Consider the following 14177-nt stretch of genomic DNA (forward strand, 5'->3'; position numbering starts at 1 on the left):
ATAGGAGTAGGTAAAAAACAATAAAGCCCAAACTGCTGAACTTTGCAGTTTGGGCTTTGTTTGATATGAAAAACACAGGCGCTTTGCTATGTGTTTTTCAGTAGATCGGCGATGAACACTTTCTGGCCTGTGTGGGCGCTTTCCAGGGAAGCGAGGACCATGGCCATGCTGAACTGGTTATCACTGCAATCGGTCTCAGGCAGTCGGCCGGATTCCAGTGCGGCGAACATGTCTTCGAGACAGCCGTGATGTCCTGTTTTGTCCATGACAGGCAGTTCCGCTTCAATCCGCTCACTTGGCTGGAAAAAGGATGGTTTGCCGTCAGCATCCAGGCTTTGCGCAGTAACTACTTCAGCATAGATGTCATCATGACCATCCCAGATGGCGGTTCCTTTTTCACCGATTACGCGCCAGCTTGCTTCCCATGATGTGGGTACACCTTCTGCGCACCAGGACCCGCGATAGTTGAATACGGACCCGTCGGACATCTCAAATATACATAACGCCATCGCATTGCCCTGATACCAGGAACCTGGAGGATTGAACTCATGGCAGTACACAGATACCGGGTTGGCTCCGAGAATATACCGTGCCTGATCAAACGTATGTATCGCCATATCGAGCAGCAGCGGGCTATCCATCAGATCCCGGAATCCGCCGAAGTGTGGCCCGATGAAGAAGTCGGCTCCTGCGTAACCTACCTGCCCTATAGCTCCGCCGGAAATGAGGTGCTGGTAGGCGCGGATACGCGGATCAAAACGGCGATTCTGCATGACGGCTTGAATGTGTCCTGTGCTGCGAGCGGTTTGCACAATATCTGTGCAGTCGGAGAAGGACTCTGCCAGTGGTTTCTCGCCAAACACGTGACATCCTTCCTTCAAGGCTGTCATGGCAATGCCGTAATGACTCGCCGGAATCGTGACATCAAATACGATATTTGCACCAGTCGTTTGAATGGCTTCGCGGATATCAGTGAACGTGGGGCAGGTGAGGCCATGTCTTGTAGCAAAAGCAAGGGCTGTCTGTTCATACAGATCGACCAGTCCGACGATTACTGTATCTGGCCTTTGCAAGGCATAATCCGCCCACGTGTTTGCCATGGCACCGCAGCCAGCAATAATTACCCGATAAGGATGAGTCATGTTCTCATCTCCTTTTCATGGATTGTGTTATACAGCCTCGCATGGTTTCCTATACCGGATTGGGCACAAAATCGCCGCCGCGGCATTGTTTCAAATATCGCAATGCATGCACCTGTCCGGTCATTTCGAGTTCGTCTTTGTAGACGGGATCATGCCAGCCTTCAATATCAATCGTGCCCTGATAACCGTTCTGGCGCAGAATGGTGATAATGTTTGTCCAGTTGTTATCCCCGAAGCCGGGTGTACGGTGCCAGACAAATTCCCGGGGACCGTGCACGCCGTATTCCTTAACAATATCCCAGGCAATCGTGGCATCTTTGCCATGTACGTGGAAGACTTTGTGAGCCCATTTGCGTAGCTGTGGAATAGGATCGATCAGGCTGGACATTTGATGGCAAGGCTCCCACTCCAGCCCAACATTTTCATCTGGAACAGCATCAAACATCATCTCCCAGGCCGTCGGGTTATGGGCAATGTTCCAGTCGCCTGTCTGCCAGGTGCCGCCCATATCACAGTTTTCAAAAGCAATGCGTACACCCCGGTCTGCTGCCCTACGTGCCAGTTCACCAAATACTTCCTTGAACCGGGGGATGGACTCGTTAATGGGTTGATCGGTTAGACGTCCGGTAAACCCGGAGACGATATCTGCACCGAAGAGCTGTGCGTGATCGATCACTCGCTCCCAGCTCGCTAATGTATCGGCGTTGTCTCCGGCTCCGGTGAGCGGGTTACCAAATACACTCACCGCGGAGATGACAATGCCTTGTTCGTCCACGATTTCACGGACACGTTTGGCTGTCTCAGCCAGGTCCAGGTCACCAGTTGTTTGCCAGAAGGTCAGGTTAAATGATTCGAAGCCATGTTGCATGATCTGCGGGATAACGCGGACGGCGTCCTGCCCGCCTACAAGGGTACCGATGCGTAATGATTTATTCATGGTTGTATTTCACTCCAATATTGGCTTATAGTACTTCGTGACACACTCATTATAGCCGTGGATTAACGGGATGGCTCTAAACAATCTTGTGTAATAATAGTCGGATCTTGTGAAGAGGGGGAAGAAGTTGTGCTGGATCTGAAAGCGCTTCACGAAAATACCCGAATTGACCATAAATCACATCCATTTCAGCTGTTCCAAAATCGGTGTTCAGATATGAAAGCTGAAGAATGTATTCTGTATTTGCATTGGCATGAACATTTTGAACTGATTATTATGCGCAAGGGTAGTGCGCTGTTTCATATTGATAGCAAACCTTATGTGGTTCGAGCAGGTGAGGTCATCATCATTCCTGGAGGTACATTGCATGTCGGATATGCTCTGGATGAGGGGGATGTGCATTATGATTCCGTTGTGGTCAACCGTGCACTGTTCCATGATTTCACTCATGATCCTGTGCATGAGCAATATGTCGCGCCGTACTTGGAAGGAAGGGTGAGATTTCCGGTCAAACCGGCAGAGGAAAATACAGCCTGCACAGGCTATTATTCTTTGCTGAATGAAGCTGTGGAGGAAATGGCGTTACAGCCCCCGGCTTATCAGCTCGTGGTGAAATCCAAGCTGCATGCCTTGTTCACCCTGCTTGCGCGAACCTTTATGCCGCAGCAGCTACCGGATAAAACGGTCGGATCGTATTTTCCAAACCGCGAACGTTTCAAACAGTTGATTGCACAGATTGAAGCGGACCCCACAGGTAAGATGTCTGTTACGGAAGCGGCAAGTCATGTGGGATTAAATGCGTATCACTTCTGCAAAATGTTCAAAAAGCTGACCGGACGTACCTTCGTGGAATACGTGAACGGGTGCAGGATGAGTGAGGCAGAGCAGCTGCTGCAAGGCAGTAGTCTGACCATTACGGAGATCGCCGCCAGAGTCGGCTGCGACAACGCCAACTATTTTACGAAGTTATACAAACAATACAAGGGCATGACCCCTTCGCAGGGACGGGGGAGAAAAGAAGGTTGAGTACGACCAGTTTAGCAGTAGTCTCGAATAAAATGTCTATAAAGATGGTTGAGACCCTAAGTAACTCGCAGTCGCAATTGTGAGCAGAAGCAGAAGTAGAAGTAGAAGTAGAAGTAGAAGTAGAAGCAGAGCACACAGCAGTGATTACCGTAACCATAAATCATACGCACATCTACGAAGAATAACCCGGATAAAGGCCTCTTCAAGGCTATTATCCGGGTGGTTTTGATTCAATCATATCAAGACAATCCTCTATGTGTACAACGTGTTCATTTCATAAATCTGGAGAACAGACGATTGGCTTTCTTGGCGAGGTCGTCCATTTTGACATTGGCATGATCGAACTGATTATATCCCCATTTGATCGTTTGCAGCATGCGTGGAGATATGGGCGTTCCTTTGATCCGTGGATAGATGTTGTGATAAGCCCAGACAAGATGCTCCCAGCGATTGTCATTGCCGTCCTGAATATACTCGGATACGTCAATCACTTTCCCGCGTCCGTTCTGGAGAATTACATTTTTCAGATGAATGTCGCGAGGGTTCAGCCCGCGGCTGCGAACGGCTTCTCGCGCTGCGTCCACATCGAGCATCACCTGCTCGGGGACGGGGATTCCCTTTTCCAAACATTCTAGCAGTGTATCCCCGGGTTCAAAACTGATCACGAGTACATTCCGGCCGCTGCCGTAATAGGTAGGGAAGTATGGGAGGCCTTTAAGCTGTTCGTATACCTGCTTTTCATTTTCGAGTTTGTCCAAGGCATGATCCGAGTACATCTTGAAGGCATACTGCGGCAAGCCGTCACACGTAAATACAGCCGCATCCGTACCTGTGCCAATGCAATTTAATCCTTCTACATCTCCGATGATGTTCACGAGCTCATTCCGGTCGCTTCCGATGACTTGGATCTGTTGTAATGCTTCTTCCGCCTGGAACCAATCCGGTCGATTCATGGGTGGTGCCTCCTTTTAGGATATGCCTGTACAATTTTTTTCATATAATCATTTTCTAACGAACCGAGTAAGTCTTATTTCACGTAAATCGGCAGATCTGAAAATGTAACGAACCAGAGACACGCTATTGGCTCATTTACTTGCAGTAATCACGTTCTACAACCAAAAAAAGACTAATTAGCGTGTCTGGGGTTCGTTAGATTCCGTAAAACCTCGTGAACCATGTGATAAGGTGTGTGTGATTCGTTAGCGCTTGACCCACATTGGACCCGACTAGACCCGTACTAGCATCCCGGTCCCAGATTCGCTGCCCTCTATAGAGTATATTATGCGTTCTGCTCCGCAATTTCATCTTTTGGTGATGTTACTATATAAACGATACGGATCGAATCGGAAACGGTTGCGTCAGAAGAAAATAACGGAAGCGCGCTTGCGGCAAGGTTGCCCGGGCTTTATACTGTGAGCATCAAGGGATCTCATGCAGATCCGGCATACAGAAAGGCAGATTACTTATGGCACAATACCCGCAGTGGTCTTATTCGCAGTCGCGGGCGAGTATGTTCGATGAGTGCCTGCGCAAATATTATTATCATTATTACGGTGCCCATAACGGCTGGAAGACAGACTCTGCTGATGAGATGCAGGTTCGTCTGTACCGTCTGAAGCAGCTCAGCAATCTGTATCTTGTCTTCGGAGACCTCGCGCATCGGATGTGTGAGTCGGCGGTACGCAGCAGAGAAGAGGGCAAAGATAAACCGCGTGAACACTTTCTGGAACAGACCATACGCAAGCTGCTGAATCAGGCGTATGTGGAATCGATGGACGCGGATCAGTGGCGGCTGAACCCCAAGAATCGCACGATGCTGTCCGAGATTTATTACGGGGATGATACGTTGAATGACCGGATCGCCACGATTAAGGAGCGGGCTTCGGCCTGTGTCAGTAACCTGTACCAGACGCTTACGTGGGAGGACTTGTCCCGGGCAAGTACAGACATTCTGGAGATCGAGAAATGGGATACCATGATGCTGCACGATACACGCGTGTATGTGAAGATGGATTTATTGTATCGGCGCAGTAACGGCAATATTGTCATTGTGGACTGGAAGACCGGCAAGGAAGATGACTTCTCCGATCAGTTAATGCTGTACGCATCCTATGTGAGAGAGCACTACCGGGTTCCGTTGGAACAGATTGAGCTGCGTGTGGAGTACCTGTTAACCGGAAAACACCGAGAGTTTACAGCCACAGAAGAGGATATCCGGAAGGTGGAGGAGAACGTGGGTCGTTACATCGAGGAGATGCGATCCTGTGTTGAGGATGAATACTATAACCGTCCAAAGGACGTCACCTACTTTACAGCGATGCCTTCCCACCGGTCCTGTCGGGATTGCAACTTCCGCGAAGTTTGCAGTGAGCGAGCAGTCTGAAGCGCCAAAACCGGAGCAACCTAAAGGCCTTATACCAACTAATGAGTTATTTCATATGTGAAAAAAACAAGAAGCGCAAGCCGGGAACATCATCTGCCCGACTTGCGCTTCTATTACGTTCCACAGGCCTGGCGACAAGGCGCCGGGTGGAACGAACGTATCAAGATTACTGGACAGCGGCGGTATTCTCCAGCGCCTGACCCGCAGGAACATAGGCATGCCCGAGATCCCGGGCAACCGCCTCATACGTGATATGTCCATTCAGCGCATTGACCGCGCTGCGAATGGACGAACTGCCGCGAATCGCGGCGGCTGCACCGTGGTTGGCCAGCTGCAGCGCATAAGGCATGGTGGCGTTGGTTAGCGCCACCGTGGACGTACGCGGCACGGCGCCTGGCATGTTCGCCACCGCGTAATGCACGACACCATGTTTCACATAGGTCGGTTCATCGTGGGTTGTGATATGATCAATGGTCTCAACAATACCGCCCTGATCAATCGCCACATCCACAATGACCGAACCCGGTGCCATCGTCTTCACCACTTGCTCGCTGACAAGTGTTGGCGCCTTGGCGCCCGGAATCAGCACCGCACAGATCAACAGATCTGCCGCGGCAACAGCTGTTGCGATGTTGGACGGGCTGGATACTAGCGTGTGGATCTGATTGCCAAAGATATCATCCAACTGGCGCAGACGATTCAGATTCAGGTCAAGGATGGTCACATCGGCGCCAAGACCAATAGCTATTTTGGCTGCATTTGTTCCCACCGTTCCACCACCAATAATGACCACTTTCCCCCGACTGACGCCTGGTACGCCGGACAACAGAATACCCTTGCCACCTTCCGTTTTCTCCAGTAGTTGTGCTCCGATCTGGGAGGCCATGCGGCCTGCAACTTCACTCATAGGGGTTAACAGGGGGAGAGCACTGTTGACCTCCAACGTCTCATACGCAATAGCCGTTACCCGACTTTTAATAAGGGCTTTGGCAAGCTCAGGTTCCGCTGCGAGGTGCAGGTATGTGAACAGAATCAGTCCCGGACGAAAATATCCATATTCACTGGCAAGCGGTTCTTTCACCTTGATAATCATATCGGCTTCGGTCCACACGGACTTGGCATCCATCCGAATCTCGGCGCCCACAGTTTGATATTCATGATCCGTGAATCCACTGCCGATCCCCGCGCCTTGTTCAATCAGTACCTGGTGACCGGCTCTGATGAAATCAGCAGCCCCGGCCGGAGTCATTGCTACACGATTCTCATTATTCTTGATTTCTTTGGGAATTCCGATTCTCATCACCATGCACCTCGTCCATTTATTGGTTGTTAGCTTATACTACAAGTTTATGACTTGGATAATCGTTTTGCACCTTACTTGATGTCTAATATTTAGAAATTGAACTCAACATATTGTCGAAAAAGACTGTTCAGGACATTTGTCCATGGATTATAATGTAAGAAAAAATAACACAAAGAGGGATCGCCATTGCGAAATGACCGTGTGTTTACGATCAAAGATATCCTTGCACGTCCGGTATTTGGCCGAGCACGACTAGCGGCAGGGAAGGATGGAGTGAACCGTCAGGTTGGCTGGGTTCATGTATTGGAGATTACCAATGTATCTCCATTCGTAAGCCCCCATGATCTTATTTTATCCACTGGACTTTGGCTTCAATCGGAAGAAGGGCGCGAAGAGTATCTGCTTCAGCTCATTGGCAGTGAGGCAGCCGGGCTGTGTGTGGAGTTTGGTACCAGCATATTCGGAATCCCGGAAGAACTGATTGAACTGGCGGACAGACACCAGTTTCCGCTAATCGTATTTGAGCAACCGGTCCGTTTTGTCGAGATTACACAGGATATTCACTCTCTACTCATTAATCATCAGCACCAACTGCTGAAAAGTCTGGAAGCCTACTCCCGCCAGCTTCAGCAGCGTACATTACAGAGTACGGACATGTCTGCTGTGCTGAACCTGTTGCATGAATACGCTGCAAAACCGGTGGTGTACATCTCGTCTATGGAGCCGGGTAGCTTTGTGCCCGAACTTGCTCCGGAGATGGAGCAAGCAATCTATACCTGGTATGAACAGGAGGTAGAACATCTGGATCTGAATGATTCGGATACTGAATTATGGTTCCACATAGACGAAGAGAAGGCTCTGTTGTGTCATCCGGTCGTTTGTTTTGGCCAGGTATTTTCGGCTGTAGGCATGATTGTGCATCCCGCAGCTCCAGTGGAATATCTCAAGCTGTTGCTCGATTATACGGCGAAGGCGGCGGCAGCGCTCACGCTTCGTTCCCAGTTTCTTGAAGAGAAGATGGTCCGCAATCAGAATGAACTGATCCAGGATCTGATGAATGGCAACATCCATCAGGAGGAACAGGCTCAGACTCGAATGGGGCTTCGTTTGCTGGTGAAGGGACAGTACTGGTTTGCAGGAGGGGTTATCGAGATTGAGCATCGATTGAAGGGTACGGGCCGGGAGAGGATGGAAGCGAATCATCAGGATATTCTTGTCCTGCTTCGTTCCCTGCTCAAGAAGAACAATCTGCCTAGCCTGATCATGCTGAAGAACAATCAGGTGTATCTGTGCTGTGCGAAGGAAGCAGTCTCGGCTGCTACACGTCATCAGCTGCTACGCTTGCTGGAAGGAATCGCTCTGGACGTGAAGCAGTTTGCGAGCCGCAACTTGAAGCAGGTCATGATTCATGTGGGATTTGGCAAGTTTCGCAGCCGTTTGACCGGTCTACCGGAGAGCCTTCAGGAGGCCTATCAGGTGATCGAAGTTTCGAGATCGGTAGATTCGATGGAACATGTTCACTTTTACGAACGTATGGGTATATATCAAATGTTAAAAGCATTACCCCAATCCTTCCTGCAACCCTTTGTCCAGGATCACCTGGGTATGTTGATTGAACATGACCAAACGCATCACCTGCGATTGGTAGAGACGTTGGATGCCTACTTGCAGAACTTTGGTTCCAAACGGGATGCGGCCGCCCAGTTATTTATTCATCGGCAAACGTTGTACAACAGACTGGAGAAGCTGGAAGAACTGATGGGTCCAGGTTACATGGATCAAGGGAGAAGAATCTGTCTGGAGATGGCGCTGCTCGCCCACGTGATGATTGAGAATGGACAGTGGCAATCCTCTTGATGAGGTGAAAGGGATGCAACACAGACTGTGCATCGATCTTACACTACCTTGAGCACAGTCTAGCAGTTTTTACTAATCCGCCGGGTGTGTCGTAATGAAGTAGGCAGGCGTTGCAGAGTGGAAGTGGAGCGTCGGCCACGATAAAGCTTCGTTTGACCGGAGGAAGGTGCCAGTGATAATGAAGAAGGAGCAGCCAGCCGATACGGGGGTGACGACCGGTCGGGACGTCCTTCCTGTTCTGCTTCATTGTCCTCCATTGAAATGCCACTTTGGTGCAGCCATTCATTAAGTCGTTTAGGATTGATTCCAAGTTGTCCGCTCAGATTACAGATATCGAGGTTTATTCTCACACAAATCCGCCTTTCCTGGAATATCGGGCTGGTAGTAGGGTATGAAAGGGAAGCATGAATTCGAGATCGGTAAATGCTCATGTACATGTTGGCTGTGCTTGATTGGCGGAATGATCCATTATGTTAAGAAGTAGCGCGGAGGGGTCTATGTATACCTTGTAAAAACGTTTCCATGTCCGCTGTTTTGAATATTTCCATTAAATTGGCTTTTAACAAGATTCTATCACTTCACATGCAATTGCGCGTCTCAATATAGTCTCAATTTTGTGAGAGAAAAAAGTATATTAAAAGTACCAGTATCTAGTACGGAGGACATATATGGGAAACAGTAGTGAGGCTCAATACGACAAATATGTTGAGGATGGCAAACGTTTCATTGGTCGAACCAAGGAACTGACGACACTAGAGCGGTGGTTCAATCATCCGGAAGCCCCATTAACCATATTTTCAATTACGGGTATGGGAGGCATTGGTAAATCTTCCTTGCTTTCAGAGATGTTATCTGTCTCTCGGGATCGAGGTGCGACGGCAATATGGATGGATGGTCGATCATGTGGGGCAACTCCTTCCGTTTTTATGGATTATTTGTCCTCTACATTAGGCTTGGAAACAATGGATAGTGAAGGATACCCGCGACCATTGAGTCTGCTGAGAGACACATCGATCGAGAAGAGATTGGTTCTGGCCGTGGATAATTATGAAGAGCTTGCTCTGTTAGAAAGCTGGTTCATGGAGGTCTTTGTATCCAAACTTCCGTTAAGAGGGATACTTGTCATTCTTGCATCACGCCCGGAACTGGCGTCCACCTGGCGGACACATCCCCGATTACATCAGAGATTTATACAGATGCGGCTTCAACATTTCACAGTTGATGAGATTACGGAATACATCACGGTGGCAGGCTTTCTGAATCAGGGGATGGCAGGTACCATTACGCGAATGACCGATGGACATCCGCTGGGGCTGGCCCTTGCTGTAGAAGCTGCGGATCAGAGGAGGAATCTTCCACAGTCCGAATGGGCTGATTTGTCACATATGATCAGTGCACGATTATTATTGGAACTGACGAATTCCCGTCTACATCCCATGGTGGAGGTACTGACACTGATTGAGACAGCCAATCAGGAATTGTTATCATCTGTCCTGGACATGACTGTGACGCAAGAAGACTACCACATGCTGAGACAGATGTCGTTTATCCGTTCCGGTCCGGATGGTCTTGGACTGCATGACATGGCCAGGGTGCATCTGCTACGGGATTTTCGCCAACGTGAGCCACATCGGTTGCAGACATTGCGTATCAAGATTGCGAAGCTGCTGAAAGCGCTACATGAACACGCAGGGGCTCATGAGCGTCGTCAAATCGCCCGAAAGATGCTGTTGCTCTGTCAGGAATCCATGCTTCAATACCGCAAGTACGCAGACGTGTCTCGTGATTCCTTGTTCTCCCCTCTTGAGACGATGAGAAAAGAGGATCTGCCCGCTCTGCACAGCTTGTTACAGCAATGGTGCGAGTACAGCGTGGAACCATTGCAGGCTGTGTCCTATGGTCCCTTCCTGGATGAGTTGGCACACCGTTATCCTGAAGGAATCGTATTGATGCGTGACAAGCTTGGGGAGACAATCGCCATGTTTATCACGGTACTTGTACATAGGGGTAGTAGTGAGCTGCTTTTGAAATATTTTCCGAATGAGATGCATGAATGCTTCACTCTACAGGAGCTTGAGAATGACCCGGATCAGAGTGATACTCACTTTGCATTGCTGGCTGCGGCAAGAGATGATGTGCCTGGTTATACACGAGAAGAACTGGTGGGATACATGGCACTGGACCGGCTGTCTATGCTGGGTGATGGTGCGCGAGCGATGCTCGTTGCAACGAACCCTCACCTGAAACAATTTTTGCAAAGTATTGGATTCCGGATGCGAAGAACCCGCACTCGTGTCTGCGACAGATTTGAGGACCAGGCGGACGTACTTGATTTGGATTTGCGTAATGGGCAATTCGGAGAGTGGGTCATGTCTCTTCTTGATCCAGAACCAACAGAGGATCGTATACAGCCGGAAACAACAGAAGTGGATGGTGTCATCTGGACTGAACAGGATGTTCGCAAGATGTTGGGGGATCTTCGTTCCCCGGGAGAATTGCATGAATATGCTGACAGGGTTAGAGGAGTAAAGGATGGAATCCAGTTACAGCTGTATGTCATGGATCTGTTGGAGGGCAGAGTGCATGGCCTATCTCCACAGGATCAGATGCTGTTATACGCGGCCTACTGGACGCATGCTGGCAATCCAACTGCCGCAGCCCAGACGTGTTCCATGAGTCGGGCGACATTTTATCGCCATCTCAGAACAGCGCTGACTCGCTTGGCGCGGATTTTGTAGGGTTCTATTCGTTCATCATACCGATAATGAAGACATGAAGAGGCTGGTCATAGACCAAGCCTCTTCATGCGGTTATAGAGCGTTGCCCTGGAGATGCCAAGTTGCTTGGCGAGTGTTCGTTTGTTGCCATCTGCTGCTTTCAGATATTGAATTAGAAGTTGCGCCTCATAGGTGTCCAATTTTTGCTGGTAGGTAACACCTGAGACAAGTTCGGAATCATTCGAGGTATCTAATTCGTCCACATTTGCAACGGATCGAGGTTCTTGTTCTGCTCCCGCCGAATCCTGACGTTGCTGATTTTCGTTGTTGGCGTGTGAATGGATTCCGGATGTCAGTTGAATTTCGGACTGTTCTTGCATGGTGAGGGAAGTGAGGGTATCGGGCAGATATTCCTGCTTCACCTCACCATCTGTCGTCAGAATGGTCAGGCGTTCGATCACATTTCGTAATTCACGTACGTTGCCTGGCCAATCATATTGGAACAGCAACTTGAACACCTCAGGTGGAACCAATTCAATATGACGGTTATAGAGCAATGAGAATTCTTGAAGGAACGTCTGGGTTAATTCATATATATCTTCCTTGCGCATACGCAGAGGAGGGATGACTAGGTTAATGACATTCAGCCGATAGTAGAGATCTTCTCGGAATTGATTACGGGCAATCATACTCATTAGATTCTGGTTGGTTGCTGCGATAATCCGGCAGTCGGCCTGTTTCATACGCGTTCCCCCCACAGGAAAGTAACTCTTCTCCTGCAACACCCGAAGCAGTTTCACTTGCAATTCCAATGGCATCTCACCGATCTCATCCAGAAAAAGAGTACCCCCTTCGGCAAGCTCAATCTTGCCCTTTTTGCCTTTGGGATCTGCTCCGGAGAAGGCACCTTTTTCGTAGCCGAACAACTCACTTTCAAACAAGGAAGCAGGAATTGCCCCACAGTTAATAGCGATGAACGGTGCAGTCTGCGATTCACGAAGATCATGAATGGCTTTGGCGAATAACTCCTTGCCTGTGCCGCTCTCTCCGAGGATAAGTACGGTTGCTGAGGTGGTACTGATCTTGCGAATGGTATCCAGGCACTGTTTAATGACCGGGCTGCTGCCCTTGATTCTGGCAAATGGATCTAATTCGGGACGTAGCTGAGCAACGGCTTTCTCCAGGTGCTGGACTTTGGAGGTCATATGTAATAATTCCTGATGTAATCGGATTTCGGTTGTTATATCCACTTCTGCAGCAACTGCACCCACAATATGTCCATCCAGTTGGACAGGACGAGCATTAATCAGCGCGAAGAGGTCGGGCCGTGGCTGATGCTGTTTGCGATAGACCGTTTCACCGGTATACAACGTTTTGAGAGACTGTAGCCGATCTGGAGGGAAAAAGTCCGCTGCGGGTTGTCCGATGATGTCTTTTTTGCTGATTGAAAAAACATGCTCCGCGCCAGTTGTCCAGTAGGCCACCTTGGCATCTTCATTAATTAATGTCAGAGCTGAACCCGCTGTCTCCAGTGTGGTCTCAAAATAAGCTTCTATTAGGCGATGCGCATGCATCATGGCATGCAAAACATCGGATACGGCGATATATCCCAATAGAGGGCCATCATCCTGAATGAATAAATAAGAAGATGTGTCGAATAAGCAGAAGGCATCTACCAACGATGTTGATGACGGAATGGTAAGTGTGGGGAGGTCTGTATCCAGAACATCCATATCCGTACGCAATAAAGACATTAATTCTGGAAGTAAATGTTTCATCGATATCACCTCAGTTAGGGCATAACTTTCAGAACTGTACCTGTTACAAGGAACTTTTATGATCGGAGTAAATGGAAATATTTGAGTGAGATAGTTATCCATATTATAGCTTTCAAAGTGAAGTGTGTATAGATTTTTTGACATGAATCATACATAAGACAATCGGAAATAGTGGTTAATTTTGTTTTGTACAACTAGAATACGCTCTCAATCTGAAGCGAAAGTGAAGCATTCATGAACATGACAGTATCAGTTCGTTAATCTCAACACATTCACTGGGCAGGTTAAGTGATTCTATATGTTGACTCTCAATTTGTCCACACCATTAAGTATCGTCTGAATAATACTATACCAAGGACTGAAATGAATGAATTCAATCGAAGGAGGGTGATGAAATGGCGATTCTATCAACTGGGCCCATTGAGAATAATATTTCAGGAATAACGGGGATCCGACCAACTCAATCCGTTACGGTCAAAATCGATAACCGGAATGCGACAGAAATGTTCACGGTCCTTCTTCGGGGCTATTACCTTAATGGAGTCAGAACATTATATGTAGAAGAACTGCTCAATGTATCACCTAATCAGGTCATAACCAAAGTTTATAATGGGAATTTTGATGCTTTTGAGTTTGTATTTTCAACCTCAGACACGGCTGCTCCAGAAGCACAAATATCCGTATGGGGTAAAAATGCCGCAGGCGAATTAGTCGCGGCTCACCGATTGGTATCCCAGGAGTTATTGGGAGAAACGCTGAGCACAACGGGTGTAACTGGAGCCACTGGAGCCACGGGTATTACGGGAGTAACAGGAGGCACCGGAGCTACTGGAGTGACAGGAGCTACGGGAGTAACGGGAGGCACTGGGACCACCGGAATAACAGGAGCCACGGGCGTTACGGGAGTAACGGGAAGCACCGGGGCCACCGGAGTGACAGGAGCCACGGGTGTTACGGGAGTAACGGGAAGCACTGGAGCTACTGGAGTGACAGGAGCGACTGGTGTTACAGGAGCAACGGGAAGTACCGGGGCT

General features: G+C 48.9%; 10 protein-coding genes and 1 pseudogene. 5 read left to right on the forward strand and 6 right to left on the reverse strand.

The genetic code is table 11. From position 1 onward, the window contains the following. Positions 1 to 86: 86 nt before the first annotated feature. Both C170_RS03980 and C170_RS03985 read right to left on the reverse strand, forming a co-directional pair. On the reverse strand, positions 87 to 1142 hold the full coding sequence (locus C170_RS03980) for a Gfo/Idh/MocA family protein (protein WP_036606459.1): 1056 nt from the start codon (positions 1140 to 1142) through the stop codon (positions 87 to 89). A 49-nt stretch (positions 1143 to 1191) separates the two neighbouring features. After that, the gene (locus C170_RS03985; protein ID WP_036606461.1) at positions 1192 to 2079 is read right to left on the reverse strand and encodes a sugar phosphate isomerase/epimerase family protein; all 888 of its coding nucleotides are present in this window, start codon (positions 2077 to 2079) and stop codon (positions 1192 to 1194) included. A 129-nt stretch (positions 2080 to 2208) separates the two neighbouring features. Here C170_RS03985 and C170_RS03990 point away from each other — a divergent pair, with 129 nt between their 5' ends. Next, entirely contained in the window at positions 2209 to 3105 is an 897-nt protein-coding gene (locus C170_RS03990) for a helix-turn-helix transcriptional regulator (protein ID WP_036606463.1), read from the forward strand. A gap of 269 nt (positions 3106 to 3374) precedes the next feature. On the opposite strand, the gene C170_RS03995 is transcribed toward C170_RS03990, so the two are convergent. Continuing rightward, positions 3375 to 4058 carry a serine/threonine protein kinase gene (locus C170_RS03995; RefSeq protein WP_036606465.1) on the reverse strand — a complete coding sequence of 228 codons (684 nt, stop codon included), beginning with the start codon at positions 4056 to 4058 and terminating at the stop codon, positions 3375 to 3377. A gap of 512 nt (positions 4059 to 4570) precedes the next feature. Here C170_RS03995 and C170_RS04000 point away from each other — a divergent pair. Beyond that, positions 4571 to 5488 carry a PD-(D/E)XK nuclease family protein gene (locus C170_RS04000; protein ID WP_036606467.1) on the forward strand — a complete coding sequence of 306 codons (918 nt, stop codon included), beginning with the start codon at positions 4571 to 4573 and terminating at the stop codon, positions 5486 to 5488. 166 nt (positions 5489 to 5654) lie between these two features. Here the strand turns inward: C170_RS04000 and ald are convergent, their stop codons facing one another. Further along, positions 5655 to 6788 carry an alanine dehydrogenase gene (gene ald, locus C170_RS04005; RefSeq protein WP_036606470.1) on the reverse strand — a complete coding sequence of 378 codons (1134 nt, stop codon included), beginning with the start codon at positions 6786 to 6788 and terminating at the stop codon, positions 5655 to 5657. A gap of 189 nt (positions 6789 to 6977) precedes the next feature. Here ald and C170_RS04010 point away from each other — a divergent pair, with 189 nt between their 5' ends. Continuing rightward, positions 6978 to 8648, forward strand: coding sequence for a PucR family transcriptional regulator (locus tag C170_RS04010; protein WP_036606472.1), 1671 nt, complete (start codon positions 6978 to 6980; stop codon positions 8646 to 8648). A gap of 59 nt (positions 8649 to 8707) precedes the next feature. Here the strand turns inward: C170_RS04010 and C170_RS30655 are convergent, their stop codons facing one another. After that, positions 8708 to 8998, reverse strand: coding sequence for a hypothetical protein (locus C170_RS30655; protein WP_143781504.1), 291 nt, complete (start codon positions 8996 to 8998; stop codon positions 8708 to 8710). Positions 8999 to 9316: 318 nt separating this feature from the next. Here C170_RS30655 and C170_RS04015 point away from each other — a divergent pair, with 318 nt between their 5' ends. Further along, positions 9317 to 11386, forward strand: coding sequence for an nSTAND1 domain-containing NTPase (locus C170_RS04015; RefSeq protein ID WP_036606474.1), 2070 nt, complete (start codon positions 9317 to 9319; stop codon positions 11384 to 11386). A gap of 47 nt (positions 11387 to 11433) precedes the next feature. Here the strand turns inward: C170_RS04015 and C170_RS04020 are convergent, their stop codons facing one another. Beyond that, positions 11434 to 13143 carry a sigma-54 interaction domain-containing protein gene (locus C170_RS04020; protein ID WP_036606477.1) on the reverse strand — a complete coding sequence of 570 codons (1710 nt, stop codon included), beginning with the start codon at positions 13141 to 13143 and terminating at the stop codon, positions 11434 to 11436. Positions 13144 to 13538: 395 nt separating this feature from the next. Between C170_RS04020 and C170_RS31100 the strand changes: the two are divergent. Next, positions 13539 to 14177 (forward strand): annotated as a pseudogene (locus C170_RS31100) (collagen-like protein); the annotation flags it as partial.

Origin of the sequence: Paenibacillus sp. FSL H7-689 (assembly GCF_000517905.1) — a bacterium.
In the GTDB taxonomy this organism is placed as follows: domain Bacteria; phylum Bacillota; class Bacilli; order Paenibacillales; family Paenibacillaceae; genus Paenibacillus; species Paenibacillus amylolyticus.